Source organism: Flagellimonas taeanensis (assembly GCF_003584105.1).
In the GTDB taxonomy this organism is placed as follows: domain Bacteria; phylum Bacteroidota; class Bacteroidia; order Flavobacteriales; family Flavobacteriaceae; genus Flagellimonas; species Flagellimonas taeanensis.
On the sequence record NZ_QXFO01000019.1, the window covers coordinates 35,672 to 53,455 of the forward strand.

Annotated in this window: 20 protein-coding genes; 11 read left to right on the forward strand and 9 right to left on the reverse strand. The window is 46.8% G+C overall.

Translation table 11 applies throughout. From position 1 onward, the window contains the following. Positions 1-7: 7 nt before the first annotated feature. A complete protein-coding gene (glgB, locus tag D2V93_RS09855) occupies positions 8-1,903 on the reverse strand; it encodes a 1,4-alpha-glucan branching protein GlgB (RefSeq protein WP_119619423.1) in 1,896 nt (631 codons plus the stop codon). Between the two features lie 161 nt (positions 1,904-2,064). Here glgB and D2V93_RS09860 point away from each other — a divergent pair, with 161 nt between their 5' ends. The 6 genes from D2V93_RS09860 to D2V93_RS09885 all read left to right on the forward strand — a co-directional run bounded on the left by D2V93_RS09860 (position 2,065) and on the right by D2V93_RS09885 (position 6,029). Further along, a complete protein-coding gene (locus D2V93_RS09860) occupies positions 2,065-2,643 on the forward strand; it encodes a collagen-like protein (RefSeq protein ID WP_119619424.1) in 579 nt (192 codons plus the stop codon). A gap of 126 nt (positions 2,644-2,769) precedes the next feature. Then, positions 2,770-3,267 (forward strand): peptide-methionine (R)-S-oxide reductase MsrB, encoded by a 498-nt coding sequence (msrB, locus tag D2V93_RS09865; RefSeq protein WP_072882870.1) that lies wholly within the window; start codon positions 2,770-2,772, stop codon positions 3,265-3,267. A gap of 13 nt (positions 3,268-3,280) precedes the next feature. After that, positions 3,281-3,685, forward strand: a complete 405-nt coding sequence (msrB, locus tag D2V93_RS09870) for a peptide-methionine (R)-S-oxide reductase MsrB (protein ID WP_119619425.1) — start codon at positions 3,281-3,283, stop codon at positions 3,683-3,685. A 7-nt stretch (positions 3,686-3,692) separates the two neighbouring features. Beyond that, a complete protein-coding gene (locus tag D2V93_RS09875; RefSeq protein WP_119619378.1) occupies positions 3,693-4,229 on the forward strand; it encodes a DUF1572 family protein in 537 nt (178 codons plus the stop codon). 120 nt (positions 4,230-4,349) lie between these two features. Beyond that, on the forward strand, positions 4,350-5,738 hold the full coding sequence (lpdA, locus tag D2V93_RS09880; protein WP_119619426.1) for a dihydrolipoyl dehydrogenase: 1,389 nt from the start codon (positions 4,350-4,352) through the stop codon (positions 5,736-5,738). 9 nt (positions 5,739-5,747) lie between these two features. Beyond that, on the forward strand, positions 5,748-6,029 hold the full coding sequence (locus D2V93_RS09885; RefSeq protein WP_072882867.1) for a DUF3817 domain-containing protein: 282 nt from the start codon (positions 5,748-5,750) through the stop codon (positions 6,027-6,029). On the opposite strand, the gene aroQ is transcribed toward D2V93_RS09885, so the two are convergent. The 4 genes from aroQ to D2V93_RS09905 all read right to left on the reverse strand — a co-directional run bounded on the left by aroQ (position 6,021) and on the right by D2V93_RS09905 (position 8,248). Further along, positions 6,021-6,437, reverse strand: a complete 417-nt coding sequence (gene aroQ / locus D2V93_RS09890; RefSeq protein ID WP_119619427.1) for a type II 3-dehydroquinate dehydratase — start codon at positions 6,435-6,437, stop codon at positions 6,021-6,023. The genes D2V93_RS09885 and aroQ overlap by 9 nt on opposite strands. Positions 6,438-6,519: 82 nt before the next feature. Next, positions 6,520-7,032: an outer membrane beta-barrel protein gene (locus D2V93_RS09895; RefSeq protein ID WP_072882864.1), complete on the reverse strand. Its 513-nt coding sequence runs from the start codon at positions 7,030-7,032 to the stop codon at positions 6,520-6,522. Positions 7,033-7,181: 149 nt separating this feature from the next. After that, positions 7,182-7,643: a hypothetical protein gene (locus D2V93_RS09900; protein WP_119619379.1), complete on the reverse strand. Its 462-nt coding sequence runs from the start codon at positions 7,641-7,643 to the stop codon at positions 7,182-7,184. Between the two features lie 80 nt (positions 7,644-7,723). Next, a complete protein-coding gene (locus tag D2V93_RS09905; protein WP_119619380.1) occupies positions 7,724-8,248 on the reverse strand; it encodes a hypothetical protein in 525 nt (174 codons plus the stop codon). Between the two features lie 235 nt (positions 8,249-8,483). On the opposite strand from D2V93_RS09905, the gene xerD reads away from it, so the two are divergent. Next, positions 8,484-9,380, forward strand: a complete 897-nt coding sequence (xerD, locus tag D2V93_RS09910) for a site-specific tyrosine recombinase XerD (RefSeq protein ID WP_119619381.1) — start codon at positions 8,484-8,486, stop codon at positions 9,378-9,380. Between the two features lie 18 nt (positions 9,381-9,398). Here the strand turns inward: xerD and D2V93_RS09915 are convergent, their stop codons facing one another. Then, positions 9,399-10,706, reverse strand: coding sequence for an NAD(P)/FAD-dependent oxidoreductase (locus D2V93_RS09915; protein WP_072882928.1), 1,308 nt, complete (start codon positions 10,704-10,706; stop codon positions 9,399-9,401). 222 nt (positions 10,707-10,928) lie between these two features. Between D2V93_RS09915 and D2V93_RS09920 the strand changes: the two genes are divergently transcribed. Continuing rightward, the gene (locus tag D2V93_RS09920; RefSeq protein WP_072882857.1) at positions 10,929-11,423 is read left to right on the forward strand and encodes an RNA polymerase sigma factor; all 495 of its coding nucleotides are present in this window, start codon (positions 10,929-10,931) and stop codon (positions 11,421-11,423) included. Between the two features lie 3 nt (positions 11,424-11,426). Next, the gene (locus D2V93_RS09925) at positions 11,427-12,071 is read left to right on the forward strand and encodes a hypothetical protein (protein WP_119619382.1); all 645 of its coding nucleotides are present in this window, start codon (positions 11,427-11,429) and stop codon (positions 12,069-12,071) included. Here D2V93_RS09925 and D2V93_RS09930 read toward each other — a convergent pair. Together D2V93_RS09930 and D2V93_RS09935 are read right to left on the reverse strand one after the other, a co-directional pair. Continuing rightward, positions 12,068-12,880 (reverse strand): lysophospholipid acyltransferase family protein, encoded by an 813-nt coding sequence (locus D2V93_RS09930; protein WP_072882855.1) that lies wholly within the window; start codon positions 12,878-12,880, stop codon positions 12,068-12,070. The genes D2V93_RS09925 and D2V93_RS09930 overlap by 4 nt on opposite strands. A gap of 37 nt (positions 12,881-12,917) precedes the next feature. Further along, positions 12,918-13,559: an NUDIX hydrolase gene (locus D2V93_RS09935; protein ID WP_072882924.1), complete on the reverse strand. Its 642-nt coding sequence runs from the start codon at positions 13,557-13,559 to the stop codon at positions 12,918-12,920. On the opposite strand from D2V93_RS09935, the gene D2V93_RS09940 reads away from it, so the two are divergent. Together D2V93_RS09940 and D2V93_RS09945 are read left to right on the forward strand one after the other, a co-directional pair. Next, positions 13,558-14,280 (forward strand): peptidylprolyl isomerase, encoded by a 723-nt coding sequence (locus D2V93_RS09940; RefSeq protein ID WP_119619383.1) that lies wholly within the window; start codon positions 13,558-13,560, stop codon positions 14,278-14,280. The genes D2V93_RS09935 and D2V93_RS09940 overlap by 2 nt on opposite strands. Positions 14,281-14,332: 52 nt before the next feature. Further along, complete coding sequence (locus D2V93_RS09945) at positions 14,333-15,055, forward strand: dienelactone hydrolase family protein (protein WP_119619384.1); 723 nt, start codon at positions 14,333-14,335, stop codon at positions 15,053-15,055. A 10-nt stretch (positions 15,056-15,065) separates the two neighbouring features. On the opposite strand, the gene D2V93_RS09950 is transcribed toward D2V93_RS09945, so the two are convergent. Then, positions 15,066-17,720, reverse strand: a complete 2,655-nt coding sequence (locus tag D2V93_RS09950) for a TonB-dependent receptor (protein ID WP_119619385.1) — start codon at positions 17,718-17,720, stop codon at positions 15,066-15,068. Between the last annotated feature and the right edge of the window lie 64 nt (positions 17,721-17,784).

Consider the following 17,784-nt stretch of genomic DNA (forward strand, 5'->3'; position numbering starts at 1 on the left):
TTGTCCGTTATTTATAGACCACTACCGCCAGGGGGGGCAATGTCATCACAACGGATTGTTCATGGCCGTTCCATGTTGTTTTTGATGGTTTTAAGGTCTTTTTGCCCATACCACTGCCCGAATACTTGGTATCATCACTGTTGAACACCAACTTGAGTTGTGTATGCTTTGGGATCCCTACCCTATAGTCTTCTCGGGGCACAGGAGTAAAATTACAGGCTACGATCAGGTCATCCTTCGGATCATTTCCCTTTCTGATGTAGGTAATCACTGAATTTTCCCTGTCGTTGTACTCGATCCATTGGAAACCGTCGGGACTGAACTGTTTTTCGTATAGGGCCGGACTGGTCCTGTACAGTTTGTTCAGATCCTTGATAACTTCTTGGATGCCTGAGTGAAAATCGTACTGCGTGAGGTGCCAATCCAGGCTTTCCTGGAAATTCCACTCGGATGATTGTCCAAATTCCCCTCCCATGAACAGCAAATTGCCCCCAGGGTGTGTAAACATGTACCCGAACAAGAGCCTCAAATTGGCAAAACGCTGCCATTCATCCCCCGGCATACGGTACAACAGGGATTTTTTCCCATAGACCACCTCGTCATGGGAAAACGGCAGCATGAAATTCTCCGTAAAAGCATAGGTCATACTGAAGGTAATCGCATTGAGGTCATATGATCGGTGGATAGGTTCTTTTTTAAAGAATTCCAAGGTATCGTGCATCCAGCCCATCATCCATTTCATACCAAATCCTAGTCCTCCATAGTGAACGGCCTTGGTCACGCCTGAAAACGCAGTGGATTCCTCGGCTATGGTCTGGACTCCTTTAAAGCTTGCATAGACCTCTTGGTTCATCTCCCGAAGGAAGGACATGGCTTCCAGATTTTCATTGTTGCCGTACATATTGGGCTCCCATTCACCATCTTCACGGGAATAGTCCAGATAAAGCATGGATGCGACGGCATCGACCCGAAGTCCGTCCACATGGTACTGGTCCAACCAAAACACCGCATTGCTGATCAGAAAGGCCCTCACCTCATTTCTTCCATAATTGAAGATGAGGCTCTTCCAATCGGGATGATAGCCCCTTCGCCTATCTGGGTGTTCATAGAGGTGAGACCCATCAAAAAAGCCAAGTCCATGGGCATCTTCGGGAAAATGGGACGGTACCCAATCCAAAATGACCCCTATGCCCCGTTGGTGGAACTTATCGACCAGCATTTTAAAGTCCTCAGGTTTCCCAAAACGGGAGGTCGGCGCAAAATAACCGGTCAGTTGATACCCCCACGAAGGGTCAAAAGGATACTCCATAACAGGCATGAACTCCACGTGGGTAAACCCCATTTTCTCCACATAGTCCACCAACTGGTCCGCCATTTCAAGGTAGGAAAGGGATTCCCAACCATTTTTTTTCTTCCAAGATGCCAAGTGCACTTCATATACCGAATAAGGCTTGTCCAACCCATTTTTCTCCTCTCGGGTGTCCATCCATTTGCTGTCCTGCCATTTGTGGGGCGCATCCCAGACCAAGGAAGCGGTATTCGGGGGCTGCTCACAATACCTCGCGAACGGATCCGCCTTTTCTGTCCAAATGTCGTTGTTGTGGGAATGGATCTTGTATTTGTACTTGGTTCCCTTGTCCACACCAGGAACAAAGCCTTCCCAAATCCCACTGCCATCCCATCGCACGTGGAGCTCGTGCGTCCCTGTGGTCCAGAAGTTGAAATCCCCGACCACAAAGACTGATTTGGCCGAAGGCGCCCAAACTGCAAAGTAGGTGCCCTTCACCCCATCGACCTCAGTCAGATGGGAACCCAATTTGTCATACAGTCGGAAATGTTTCCCTGCCTTGAAAAGATCAATATCGAATTCCGTAAAAAAACTATGTGGGACTACCTTGGACATACTTGAGGATTTGACATTTACAATATTAAGCATCTTTGTCCAAGAATCCGACTTTGACAACTTATATCGGAAAGAAAACAACATTTTTAAAAAATTGGAACGCTTTTTGATTTTCTTGCCTTGACAAACAAAAATTGAAGAGAAATCCAAAATCCAAAATCATGAATAGACTCAACACTTTTTTAGGGGCATTTTTAATATTGATAAGCATTTCCTGCGAAGGGCCACAAGGACCTCCAGGTTATGATGGTCTTGACGGCCTTGATGGTCTGGACGGTGCGGACGGCATCCAAGGACAGGTAGTGGAAGTGGAAAACGTGAACTTTGGCTATGATGGGGAAGCCAATTTATTCAGCACCCTGATCAATTTTAGCGATGTGACCAACCTTGAGGTTTTTGAAGCATATGCAGTCTTGGTGTATCGATACACTGGTTCCGTTTCTTTGGATGATGGCAGCATGGCCGACTTGTGGAGCCAAATCCCACAGAACTACTTTTTGCCCGAAGGAACTATCCAATACGTCTTTGAACACACCTTTGTAGACCTGGAACTGTTCATCGATGGCAACTTTGACCTTTCTACCCTAAGCACCGACTTTACGGACGACCAAATATTCAGGATCGTTTTTGTGCCCAGCGTATATGCCGAAGCATCCAAAATGGATACCTCAAATATCGAAAATGTAATGTCCGCTTTGGGCATTCAAGAAAATCAGGTGAAGAAACTGGACTTGAACTGATTTCACCATAAATGTTTACCTTGAAGTCCCATTGGAAATCCCAATGGGATTTTTTTATTTTTCTTCCTTAAAAGATTTGAAAGGAACAAAGTCCTGCTACGTCTAAGAACTTAAAAAGTCGCATACATGGGAAAAAGATTGTTATTGGTCGTACTGGTCGTACTCTCGGGGTGCAAGGGCCATACGCAGGAAAAAGAAAATAAAAAGAAAGCTGAAAAAGAGACCACTTTCAAGGTGAACAAGACCGATGCAGAATGGCGTGCCGAATTGACGGACATGGAGTACCAAGTCCTCAGAAAAGCGGCCACCGAGCATGCTTTTTCGAGCGACCTGCTGGACAACAAGCAAAAAGGAACCTATGTCTGCGCCGGTTGCGGCACTCCCCTGTTCAAGAGTGAGCACAAATTTGATTCCGGCACGGGGTGGCCCAGTTTTGACAGGGAAATCAAGGGCAATGTGGCCTATAGCGTGGACTACAAAATCGGAATGGCCCGCACCGAAGAACATTGTGCAGTATGCGGAGGGCACTTGGGACATGTTTTTGACGACGGGCCCAGGAAAACCACAGGAAAAAGACATTGTATCAACGGGGCTGCGCTGGACTTCATCCCCGATGGAAATTGATCTAAACGAAACCATGGAAAAAAAATACGGAGTACAAAAAACCGAGGAAGAGTGGAAACAGCAGCTTTCCGCTGAGGAATATTATGTTTTGCGCCAAAAAGGAACGGAACGCCCACACACGGGCCAGTACAACCTACACTTTGAGGACGGGGACTATCATTGCAAGGCCTGCAACGCTACACTTTTTAAGAGCGACCACAAATTTGAAAGCGGTTGTGGATGGCCTTCTTTTGACCAGGCTGTGGAAGGAGCCATCGAATACATCAGGGACACCTCCCACGGGATGATCCGCACAGAGACCCTTTGTGCCAATTGTGGCAGTCATTTGGGACATGTCTTCAACGATGGGCCACGGGAAACCACGGGCCAAAGGTACTGCATCAATTCGGTGAGCATCGATTTTGACCCCACTGCATAAACAAACCATGGATTTCCAGGAAAATTACCTCTCCAATGCCAAGTTCGAGTTGCTCCGGTACAAGACCTTGGGAGAAAAGACCTTTGACCAGCTTACGGACCAGGAAATCCTTTGGAAGCATGGTGATACCGATAATTCCATTGCCTTGATCGTAAAACATATGGTCGGCAACATGTTGAGCCGTTGGACCCATTTTTTTACCGAGGATGGTGAAAAGACCTGGCGTGACCGCGAATCGGAGTTTGAAGTCCCATATACTTCAAAAGCAGTGATGGTGGCCCATTGGGAAAAGGGTTGGAAATGCCTCTTCGATGCTTTGGAAGGCATCGATGCATCCAATTTTGGAACCAAGATCAAGATAAGGGGCCAAGAACACACAGTGATAGAGGCCATTAACCGACAATTGGCACATTATGCAAGCCACGTGGGACAGATTGTACTGTTGGGCAAAATGATCAAAGGCCCCGACTGGATCTCACCGTCCATCCCAAAAGGAGAATCCAAGACCTTCAACCAAAAGATGTTCGGTACCCCAAAAAGCTGATTTCACAAACAAAGCCATTTTTGCCTTTTTTCAACTTGGGATTTGGGGATGGTTTTCCGTACTTTTGCACCTGCCGCTTTTAGGCCGGCTTCAAATCTAACAACTAAAAATCACGATCTAATGAGCAAGTTTGATATAATTGTTTTGGGCAGTGGTCCCGGTGGATATGTTACGGCTATCAGGGCCTCTCAATTGGGTTTCAAAACAGCCATTGTTGAAAAAGAAAGTCTGGGCGGTGTCTGTCTCAATTGGGGATGTATTCCCACCAAGGCGCTTCTGAAATCCGCTCAGGTCTTCGAATATTTGAAGCATGCCGGTGATTACGGATTGAACGCCGAAAACGTGGGACACGATTTTGGTGCCGTGGTCAAGCGAAGCCGTGGGGTAGCCGACGGTATGAGCAAGGGCGTCCAATTCCTGATGAAAAAGAACAAGATCGAGGTCATCAATGGTTTTGGAACACTAAAAAAAGGCAAAAAAGTCGAGGTCAAATCCGACAGTGGAACCACCGAATATTCCGCAGACCATATCATCATTGCCACAGGGGCGCGAAGCCGTGAATTGCCCAGCCTTCCCCAAGACGGTAAGAAAGTGATCGGGTACAGGGAAGCCATGTCCCTTGACAAACAGCCTAAGAAGATGATCGTTGTGGGAAGTGGGGCCATCGGTATCGAATTTGCCTACTTCTACAATTCCATGGGCACTGAGGTGACCGTGGTGGAATTTATGCCCAACATTGTCCCCGTAGAGGATGAGGATGTATCAAAACAACTCGAGCGTAGCTTCAAAAAAACGGGGGTCAAGATCATGACATCTGCCGAGGTCACCAAAGTGGACACTTCGGGGGATGGCGTAAAGGCCACCGTAAAAACCTCCAAAGGCGAAGAAGTGCTTGAGGCCGATGTTGTATTGTCAGCTGTCGGAATCAAGACCAATATCGAAAACATCGGTCTGGAAGATGTGGGCATCGCCGTAGATCGCGATAAGATCTTGGTGAACGATTACTACCAGACCAATATTCCGGGATATTATGCCATTGGCGATGTGACCCCAGGTCAAGCCCTGGCCCACGTTGCCTCTGCCGAAGGTATCCTCTGTGTTGAAAAAATAGCGGGTATGCACGTGGAAGCCCTTGATTATGGCAACATTCCTGGATGTACTTATTGCATTCCCGAAGTCGCCTCTGTAGGGTTGACCGAAAAACAGGCCAAGGAAAAAGGGTATGACATCAAAGTAGGTAAGTTTCCTTTCTCTGCCAGTGGAAAAGCCAAGGCTTCAGGAAACGCCGATGGATTTGTCAAAGTCATTTTCGATGCCAAATATGGTGAATGGTTGGGCTGCCACATGATCGGTGTAGGCGTTACCGATATGATCGCCGAGGCCGTTGTGGCACGAAAACTCGAAACCACAGGACATGAGGTACTGAAGGCCGTACACCCCCACCCTACCATGAGCGAGGCGGTGATGGAAGCGGTTGCCGATGCCTATGATGAAGTAATCCACTTATAAGAAGGCTGTATGCTAAAGCTATTTAGGGCCACCGCCATTTTAGAGGGAATTTCCTATTTGTTGCTTTTTGGTATGACCATGCCCTTGAAACATTGGGCGGACATTCCCGAACCCAATAAATTTGTGGGTTATGCCCACGGGATTCTATTTATCCTCTATGTAGTCGTGGCCCTGGTATTTTGTTGGGAGCGTAAGTGGGGCATCAAGAAGTATATTGTACTTTTTGTGGCGTCCCTACTGCCTTTTGGAACCTTCTACGCGGATAAAAAGTATTTGAAGGACCTAGCCTAAAAAACTCTGGATGGCCAAATCATAACTCTGTAGGCCAAACCCCAAGATCACTCCTTTTGCACCGGGCGATATGTACGAGACATGCCTGTATTCCTCCCGCTTATGGGTATTGGAGATATGGACCTCAACAACAGGAGTCGTCACGGCCTTTACCGCATCCCCGATACCTACCGAAGTATGGGTGTAGGCGGCGGCATTCAAGATGATGCCATCATAGTCAAAACCCACTTCCTGGATTTTCCCGATGATTTCCCCTTCTATATTGGATTGAAAATATTCCAGTTTCGCTTGTGGGAATTTTTCCTGTAGTTGCTTGAAGTAATCTTCAAAAGTAGTATTGCCGTAGACTTCCGGTTCCCTTTTGCCCAAGAGGTTCAAATTGGGACCGTTGATGATGATCAGTTTCATACTGGTAAAAGTAGGATATTTTTCAAGCACAAAAAAAGCGGAAGTGATCACTTCCGCTTTTATTTCATGTAAGGGTGTGGGCTTAATTGAACCTATACCCCGCACCAACGGTAAGGGTATTGATGTCCACAAAATCTCCAAAATCTCCACCTCTGGATACTTGGAAGCCATATCTCGCCTCCACAAACCAGTTGGAATCGATTTGGTAACCACCTCCAATGGCCAGGTCAAGGCCAAACTCACCATCAGGAAGATCTTCCAACAAATAGTTGATCTGTGGTCCTCCTTGGATGTTGAACTTATCGGCAACCTTGTATTTGAACATCACAGGAATGTACAGTGAGGTAAGATCGTCCACAAAGCTGAAGAGCAAAGATGGCTCAATGTCAAAATCTTCAGAAAGCTCAAAATTATAGCCCCCACCTAGGTAAAATCCTAGTTCACTGTCGCTTGCATCACCAAAAAAGGAATCGTCCGTGTCAATGCTGATAGACACATTGTTGAAACCTGCCTTGGCAGCAAAACCTTCCTGACCATATGTGCTGATGGTCAAAACAAATACAAAAAATACCGATAGAACAAATTGTTTTTTCACGATAGAATAGTTTTAGTTAATGCGCAAATATAACAATCTACTTCCCTAATCTCTTGTGGGAAAATTAAAATGTTATTGCTATGGACAATTTTCCCGGACATAAAAAAAGCAGGTTTTCACCTGCTTTTGTCAATTGGTTATAACGATTTTCAATCTATGGCGAACTGGAGGCCAAAGCCAAATGCGGCCACTTCATTTTCCCCCACTTCACTGAGGACCACGGCGGGTCGCCAATCAAAATTGATGACAAAGGGCACACCGTCCACCTTAAAATCCATGCCCACATGGGGGCGGAGGGCGAAAATATTGTCCGTGTACTTTAAAAAGATGATGCTGGGTCCCACACCGGCATACCACCGCAGTCCCTTCGCGCCCACAAACTCTTTGTGGAAGGAATACAGAAAGGTGGCAATGGTGGCATTGTCCTCAAAACCCAGATCGGCCTGGCCCACATGGTTATCCGAGAAGAAATACTTCCCCGTGGCTCCAAAAAAAGTGGTCTCGTCATAGAGGTCGATGCCCAGACCCAAGGCCGCCTTGTAGTTGGTCTGCGCCTTAAGGACTGTTGAACCTAGGACCGAAATAGCAATAGCAAAAAGTAATTTTTTCATTCTTTTTCGTGTTAAATTGGTTAATATTCATGGTTTTCAACTGCTCGGTCATGGGGCTATGAACAGTTGTTTTTCTTTAGCTAGAACAAAAACAGAACTCCCAAGGCCACCATGGAAAAATTTCCATCGTTGCTGACATTGATATATGAAACATTGAGTTCGGTATTACCACTGATGTTATACCCGACAGAGGGACGGAGATAAAACCCACCTTCATTGCCCTCATTTATGCCCACGGCATATCCTACATCTGCACCCAATTTGAAATCATACGTTGGATAAAGTCGTATTGCTGCCGCCAACGGTACTATCTGAAAGTCTTCAAATTCGCCTTCCACTGTAATCTCTCCGACCGTTACCGATCCTGTTTCCCCAAAAGCGTTGATAAAGCCTGTGGCCAGACCGGCATCAAATAGTTCCGAGACACCCCAATGATAGGCCAAATCCAAACCAAGACTAAAACTTGAAAAATCCGATGCATCACCTACGGGAAGACCCGCATGAACGCCTGCTTTAAAACTGCTCCTGTCCACGTACTGAGCCATGGATGAAAAACTGAATGCAATGAATGCTACAACTACTAATACTACTGTCTTTTTGTTCATATGTTAAAATTTTGTCAAGAACAAAACGTATTCTTAATGGATATAGTGCGTATTTGTACTAAAAATCCTAATAAAAGCATTCAAGATTGATATAAAAAAGGTTCATTTAAAAAAACATCCCGAAAATATCGAAACAATTTTATCGTTCTGGCTCCAATTGACCAATGTGCCTTTTGAGTTGACCGATGCACCAAAAGGAGCCATATTTGAACATTTTTGTGTCTATCTTTAGTCCATGAAGTGGCATCAGGCAATAACGGATTATCAAAATTATTTGAAGATTGAAAGAGGGCTTTCGAAAAATTCAATCAGCAACTATGTCCTGGACCTTCAAAAACTGGTCGGCTATCTTGGGGAGCATGAAATCAACGAAAGTCCAATCAAGATTTCCCGGGAAATTGTCCAACAGTTTGTGTATGATGTGGCCAAAAACCTCAACCCCCGATCACAGGCACGTATCATTTCCGGACTGAAGGGGTTCTTCAGTTACTTGATCTTTGAGGATTATAGGACCGACAACCCGATGGCCCTGATAGAGACCCCTAAAATAGGACGTAAACTACCCGACACCCTTTCCGTGGATGAAATCAATGATCTTATTTCCGCCATCGATCTCTCCAAACCCGAAGGCGAACGCAACAGGGCCATTTTGGAGACGCTTTATGGTTGCGGCCTCAGGGTCTCCGAACTGGTGAACCTTAAACTGTCCGATCTGTATTTTGACGAAGGGTTCATCAAGGTCACGGGAAAGGGAAACAAGCAGCGTTTTGTGCCCATAAGTGACGTCAATATCAAATACATCCAACTGTACCACGATGGGATTCGGGTGCACCTTCCCATCCAAAAAGAGCATGAGGATGTTGTTTTTCTCAATCGGAGAGGAAAACAGTTGACCAGGGCCATGATCTTTACGGTAATCAAACAGTTGGCCGAGAAAATCGGTCTCAAAAAAAGCATCAGCCCACATACGTTCCGGCATTCCTTTGCCACCCATCTATTGGAGAACGGGGCCGACCTCAGGGCCATACAGCAAATGTTGGGACACGAGAGCATCACCACCACGGAGGTCTATATGCACGTCAATCGGGTGCATCTGACCAAGGTATTGAACGAGTTCCATCCGCGGAAATAAACCTAGATTAGGACAGACTTAATCCTGCATCAATTTGCTACGGTCCGCTTGGTTCTGTTTCTTAAAGGGCCGGATGATCAATCGCGCCTCCCTGTCAAAACGGATGTAGTTATAGACCCAATTGATGAAGACCACTACCCTGTTCCTGAATCCGATCAAGAAATAGAGGTGGACAAACATCCATACAAACCAGGCGAACACGCCTTGGAACTTAAACCTGGGCAGGTCCACCACGGCCTTGTTCCTTCCTACGGTCGCCATACTCCCCTTGTCCTTGTACACAAAGGGTTTCATGGGTTTTCCATCGATCAACCTAACCATGTTTTCCCCGAGACTGCGTCCTTGCTGAATGGCCGGTTGCGCCATCATGGGGTGTCCTTCTGGAAAGGCATCGGTCTGCATTTGGGCCACATCGCCGATGGCAAAAATCTCTTCAAATCCTTCGACTTGATGAAAGTGGTTCACTTTCAACCGATTGCCCCTAGCTAGAATTTCTTTTGCATCCAAGCCTTTTATGCCCACGGCCTGTACTCCTGCCGCCCAAACCAATGTAGCCGTTTCAAAAACGGTATCGGTGTTTGTGGTGACGCATTTTCCATCATAATCGGCCACCCGGATATTTTTCCATACATTCACCCCAAGACCTTCCAGAAAGCGTTCGGCCTTTCGGGAGGCCACATCGCTCATGGCCGGAAGCAATCTGTCCCCACTCTGCACCAGATTGATCTGTGCCCTTCGGGTGTCCAGATCGGGATAATCTTTGGGAAGGATCCCTTTTTTGATCTCGGCCAATGCACCAGCAAGCTCCACCCCGGTCGGTCCTCCTCCCACGATCACAAAGTTCATCAGCGCATCCCGTTCATGGAGATCATCCGTTAAAAGGGCCTGTTCAAAATTTTCAAGGATCAAGCTCCTCAAGTTCAAGGATTGGGGAATGGTCTTCATGGCCATGCCCATGGTTTGAATACCCTTGTTCCCAAAGTAATTGGTCTCGGAGCCCGTGGCCACCACCAGATAATCGTATCGGATATCCCCAATGTTGGTCAGCACCCTTTTTCCTTGGGTATCTATTTCCAACACATTGGCCAACCTAAAGTAGAAATTGGGATACCCCTGCAACACCTTTCGGATGGGATAGGCTATGGAATCGGGCTCCAGCCCACCTGTGGACACCTGATAGAGCAAGGGTTGGAAGTTGTGGTAGTTGTGCTTGTCCAACAAAACGACCTGTGCTTCCTTTTTGCTCAATTTTTTAGCCAGCGCTATGCCTCCAAAGCCCCCACCGATAATGATGACCCTTGGAAAACTGGATTGTGGGATATTCATGCTTGACATGCTCGCAAATGTAAGTATTCCAAAAACAGGGATATCATTTTGGACCTGTTTTTTAATACCTTTGAAACCTAGTCCGAAACTCCATATCAAAGGAAAATATGTCCCATGCCAAGCAAGGGACACCCTGTTTTGGAATACCTGAAATAGATTTTTGGGACGGATCGTAACAAAAACTGCATTTGATATACCAATAAGGCAAACTTACCAACCTTAGTGAACAAAGAACTGGAACATCGTTTTGTGACGGAACTTGAGAACAATCAGAACATTGTTCATAAGGTATGTAGCCTATATACCAACGACAAGGATTCACACAACGATCTCTTTCAGGAGATCACGATCCAACTGTGGAAGGCCTATCCGAAGTTTCGGGGAGATGCCAAGTTCAGCACATGGATGTACCGGGTCGCCTTGAACACTGCCATTACATTGTACAGAAAATCCAAGAAAAGGGTGCAAACCCAAGACTACGATTCTGTCGTACATAGAATTAAGACCAATGAGTACGATGATACAGAGGAAAAGCAGTTGAAGCTGATGTACGATGCGGTCCGACAGCTGGGCGATATTGACAAGGCATTGGTTTTTCTATACCTGGAAGACAAGGATTATTCGGAAATAGCCGAAACATTAGGTATCACTGAGGTAAATGCAAGGGTAAAAATGAACAGGGTGAAAAATAAACTAAGAACCATATTAAATCCTTAGAACATGGTGGATGAACTGGAGTTCTTGAAAAAAGACTGGCAAAAAAGGGAGGCCGACCTTCCCAAACTGTCCTATGACCAAATCTATGGGATGACCTGGAAAAAATCGTCCTCCATAGTCAAGTGGATATTTTATATCAGTCTCATTGAGCTGGTATTTTGGGCAGCGATCAATATCATCTTCAGCGATTCCGAGACCATGGAAGAGCTCAAGGCCCTGCACATACACAAGGTGATCATGGTACTGAACATCATCAACTATGGCATTATCCTATACTTTATCTACAAATTCTATATCAATTACAGAAAAATATCCTTTACCGATTCCTCCAGAAAATTGATGAAGGCCATCCTCAAAGTGAAAAGAACGGTGACCCAATATGTCTGGTTCAACCTGATCATCTTCACCACCTACCTGATCATCAACATGTACGGTGTTCTGCTGTATTCCCCTGAGGGGCAAAAAATAGTACAGGCCGCATCGGAAGACGGGAACAGTTTTTCCTTTTGGGCAATGGTAATCACCATTTCAGTGGTCTTTACCGCCGTTGTACTGCTACTGGTATGGCTGTTCTACAAATTGCTCTATGGAATTCTGCTAAAAAGGCTCCGGGAAAACTACAACGAACTAAAGAAACTGGAGGTCTAGTCTCCCCGGTAACTGTAGCGTCTCTTCTCGTTTTCGGCCTCATAGGCCAAGAGTTCTTCTTTGGGAATCACCTTTAGAAAAGAAGGATGCTGCTCGATGGCATACTCCAATTTTTCCAATATGGCATCAATGGATTCATTTTCGTAGTCAATATCCAAAGGCTGTTTGATCTGCATGGACTGTAGGATGCCCTTCTTTTTCACACGAAGCCCTTTTTTATCGAAAGAACGCCTAAAACCATCGATCACTACGGGCACCACCACCGGTTTGTACCGCTTGATGATGTGTGCCGTGCCCTTGCGCAAAGGCTTCCAAGGCGTAGTGGTCCCTTGCGGAAAAGTGATTACCCAACCATCATCAAGGGCCTTCGCAATATTGCTGATATCGCTGAACTTCACTTGTCTGTTCACATCCTGCCCATCGGCCCTCCATGTCCTTTCAATGCTTATGGAACCGGCATAGGCCAATATCTTGGTGAGCAGGCTCTTCTTCATGGTCTCCTTGGCCGCCACATAATAGATGTTGAGTTTGGGGTTCCAAAGGTATCCCAAGTTCTTGATGTTGTCGTCCCGTCCCTTAAGACTGGCGTTGAACACATGGAACATGGCCACCACGTCCGCAAAATAGGTCTGGTGGTTGCTCACAAAAAGGACGTTGGTCTCGGGAAGGTCACGGATGACCTGTGAACCTTCTATTTCCAGGGTGTTGAACCTCTTGTAACGCGAATGGGTCATCATCCCCGCTATACGGATCAACCACCGTTTTAAAAATAAGATATGGCCGAAAGGATTTCGCTTGAACAGACCCATGAATCAATAAATTGAACACAAATTTACAAAATAGCCCTTAAAGCGCTTCCAGCAAAAGCTCCTTGATCTCACTCAACATCATGGCCGTTGCGCCCCAAACCGTGTAACCATTTAATCTATAAGCAGGTACGTTGATATTCATGGCATAAGAAGTGCTCAATATTTCTTCAATATGGTTGGAATCGTCCAAGAAATCCCTAAGAAAGACCTCGACGAGCTGCTCTACTTCGCTCTCTTCCTTCACAAATGGTCGGGGGTCGGGATAGATACCCATGAAAGGGCTCACCAGAAAATTGCTGGGCGGGATATAGACCTCGCTGAGCTCTTTTATGACCTCTATCGCATGAGGGGGCACCCCGACTTCCTCGTGGGTCTCCCGAAGGGCCGTTTGCAACAAATCCCTATCTTCCTGCTCCTCTTTGCCTCCGGGAAAACCGATCTGGTTGGAATGTATGCCCTCATATACCTTACGCAAAATCAGGAGCAACCGGGTCTCGTTCGCCATATCGGGGTAGAACAGGGCCATAACCCCTGCCCGCTTTGGTTGGAAATCCTCAATTTTATGCGCCTTCAACCATTGAATCCGTAATTCCGGCGACATTTTATGATGCGAGGCCTCCCCGGGTAGTGGGAGATTTTTTATTTTTAAGGCTAGTTGACTAAATTCATCAAATTTCATGCTGTTGAGACCATCGGCTTTTACTACATTATTATTGCTCATTTTATGTATCTCCTGCGGAGAATCCCCAAAAAAGAACACGGACAAAGTTGAGGAAAAAATCGCAAAGACGGATACCCTCCCCAAAACCGAAAACGACCCGTCCCCGGAAGAACCCGAAGAAGAACAGGCTTTTGTACTGACAGAGGAGAATGCCATTGATTTCTTTTTCAATTATGCGAAAGAGCTCAAAAAGAACAAGGTAAAGCTCACCACGAACATGGGCAGTTTCACGCTTGAGTTGTATGATGATGTACCCTACCACAAGGCCAACTTCATCTATCTGGCCCGAAAGAACTACTTTGACAGCACCCAGTTCCACAGGGTTGTGAAGGATTTCATCATCCAAGGCGGCAATTCCGATGACCGAAAGACCTCAAAAAAACGGGCCGATATAGGGAGGTACCTGCTTCCGCCCGACACCAAAAAGGGACACAAGCACCACAGGGGCACCATTTCCATGCCCAGCAGCGAAAGGGACAATCCGCACAAACTGGCCTCTCCCTATGAATTCTTCATTGTGGTGACCGATCCCGGGTCCTATCACTTGGATGGCTCCTACACGCCTTTTGGCCGTGTGATAGAGGGTATGGACGTGGTGGATGCCATCAACAAGGTTCCCGTGGGCGATGGCGACTGGCCATGGAAAAGTGTTTATATCCTGAAGGCCGAAGTGTTATAAAACAATCAAAAAATACCCTAATTTAGGTTGAACAAGGAACAACTAACTCATTATGATCAAAACAGACAAATTTACGTACTCCGGCAATGGACAGACCTATGAGGGGGTCATTGCCCATGACACCGATTTCAAGGGCAAACGCCCTGTGGTGATGGTTTCCCACACCTGGATGGGGCAGTCCAAATTCGAAGAGGACAAGGCAACCGAACTGGCCAAAATGGGCTATCTGGCCTTTGCCATAGATGTTTTTGGCAAGGGAAAACGGGCAAAAGATGCCGATCAGGCCGAAGAATTGATGAATGAGGCCTTGGCAGACCGCCAAGAACTATTGGACCGCTTGCTGTTGGCCCTGGAAAAAGTAAAGGAACATGAGTTGGCAGACTCAACAAAAGTGGGGATCATCGGTTTTTGCTTTGGGGGAAAATGTGCCCTTGACCTAGCACGTTCCGGAGTGGACATCAAGGCCACCGTATGCTTCCATGGCATATTCGATCCGCCGGGACTGGAACAGGAGGGCGACATCAAGGCCAAGATATTGGTGCTCCATGGTTGGGAAGACCCTCTTGCTTTTCCCAAGGACATAGTTGCCTTAGGCTATGAGCTCACCGAACGGAATGCGGTTTGGGAAATGGACATCTTTGGCCATACCGGGCATGCCTTCACGAATCCCAATGCCAAATCCCCCGACCAAGGCATGGAATACAATGCCCTGGCCAGTGACCGATCTTGGCAGCGTATGACACACTTTTTTGAAGAGGTGTTCGGGACAAAATAAACGGTTGACCTTACATTTTCAGGTTGATCCCAAATATGATCTGGCGAAAACCTCCGGCAAAAACCCCGGAGGTGGCCCGGTTCAGGCGTGATGCCCTGTACACTTCATCGGTGATGTTCTTTCCGTTGACAAATACCGTGGCTTCGACCGAGTTTGCAATGGTAAAGTCATAGTTCACAAAGGCATCGATGGTGGTGAAGGAGGGCAATTGCCCAATGGCCCCATCGGCCGATTCGCTCACAAAATTGTGGAACTCCGTGAATTGTTTTCCCGCGTGGTGCACATTGAACCCACTTGAAAGCCCCTTCCAGTCGTAGTTCAGCCCCAAACTCAAGTTCACTTTTGGGGTATAGGGTGCCTCGGCATCCGAAAGCCCATCATCACCAAACTTGATCACACTTTTGGTAATGTTTGGAAAATCGGCAGTGTCAATGGCAGCATCGGTGAGCAAAGTTTCTCCACTTCCCGTATCCACATAAACATCGTATGCATTGCGATTGCCGTTCACTTTTTCGATGTATTCGTTTTGCGTATCCGTGCCATGGACCACTTGGGAAAACAAATCCTTATCCTCCAATTTCCCTTCCATTACCTTGGAATGCATATAGGTGACGTTTGCCAAAAAATGGAGCTGATGACCTTTTCCATTGAACAATTCAGTATCCAGGGCCATCTCCACTCCCTGTACATTGATCTTGCCGAGTTCGTTAAAGACCTCATTGCGTCCCCCGGCATAAAAGTTTCTGCTGGCATTGTGGAAATAGGTCAATTGTCCTTGGACACGATTGGCCCATAGGCTTCCCCTCCAGCCCAGCTCCTTGTTCCAGCTCAACTCCGGCTCCATATTGATGCTCTGTCCGGCCAAGGGGTTGGTCACCACGCCATCCTGCTCCACCAAGAACCCAAAGACTTTGGAAGGGGCTATCATTCCCTGATAAACGCTACCGTATAATTCACCCGATCCTAAAGGATAATCCAAGGTGATTCCCGGTAAAAATTGATTGTACACACTGGGTTCCCTCCCTTCGGAAGTACCCTGAAGGTCTGGGTCTTGTGCCAGAACCAACAAATTCTGACGGTACATGTCCACATGCTCAAAACGCAGGATAGGGACAACACCCAAATCGCCCAAATGGAATTCGTTGCGAACATAACCGTTCGCAGACCAAAGTCGGTACCACAGGTCCGTGGTGGTCCTTCCGCTCCTCGCCCATCGGGAACTGTCGGCCTCCAAAAACACATCCTTGAAGGTTTCCCTGTGCAGGTTGATGCTCGCTTCAAATTCGCTGGGAGCATTAAAAGCCTCCCATTTGGCCTTTATAGTTTCCTTAATGCCCGAAACCCTATAGATCCACCTACTATCCGTGGTGCTTTCGCGTCCGTTCAAAATCCTGCCCACGATCACATAATCTTCGTCATCAAACGACCGGCCTTGCAGATAGCGGTATCGGTCCGCAAAAATCTCATCCCCCACATAATTCTGGACTTCGGATGCCCTCACCTTTGCGGTCACCTGTCGCCACCAATCCCTTTCAAAATCGGAGGCATATACCTTTGTGGTAAAGCTGAGGTCCTCATTCGGCAGCCATTTATGGATGATATCTACCCCATACCGCCTCATGGTGAACTGATCGGCATCCAAAGGATTTTGGGTAGGGTCTGCTTCAAAAGTGAAGGGTGTCTGGGAACTCAATGAGGCCTGGTTATCCTCGAATTGGCCACTCACTTTGAAGTATAAGGACTGGTCATCGGACAACTGGGCAAAGATCTTCGCGTTCAGGTTCAAGACCTCAACGGATGAATTGTCGATAAAGCCATCAAACTTCTTGTACACGCCTTCTACCAGACCGCCAATATTTTTCCAGGTACCCCCGTAGGAAAAAAGTCCCGAGGTATAATTGCGCTGTCCACCTGTCAATTTCAAGCGCAGTGTTGGTTTTTGCGGAGGCAGTGCAGTGATGTAGTTGACCGCTCCGTACATATTGTTGGGACCATATTTTAACAGATCGGCCCCTTTATACACCTCAACGGAAGTGATACGGTCGCTAACTGGGTTGTAGTAGGCGCCAGGAGCGATGTAGGGTGCCGGTGCCGAAGGTGTGCCGTCTTCCATGAGCAGCACTTTTTTGGACCGTCTTCCCCAAGAGCCCCTTATACTAATGTTGGGGCGGTTGGACAGTCCCATATCCCCCACAATGTTCACGCCGGGAACGGTGCGCAGTACCTCTTCGGTGTTCAATGGATTCATATTTTTCAGAGCAACCGGATTGATGCGATAATTGCTCCCCACAAATTCACTCTTGAAATTTTTGGCCGATGCACTCACAATGACCTCATCCAAAGTGGTATTGGAGCGGGTAAGTCCTATGACCCCCATATCCACATCCGAAGAAGAAAGCGAAACCTGCTTTTCCTGATACCCCAAATATTTTACGATAAGGGTGTAGTCCCCACCATTCTTCAGGATGGAGAATCTCCCAAAGTCATCCGTGATTGTTCCCTTGTTGCTGGGAACCAATAGAACTTGGGCACCCAACAAGGGCTGACCGTTGTCCGCATCCACTATTTTTCCGATAATTCTTTCCTGTGCTTGGGCAGATGCTCCCATCAAAAAAAAGAGCATAAAGCCCCAAAGGACCAACGGCCCTTTACCGTTCCTGTACATTTCTTTTTAAAATTGTATTGCTGTTTTGCTGACTGTTCCCAAAGGGAACCTAAAAATATTCTAT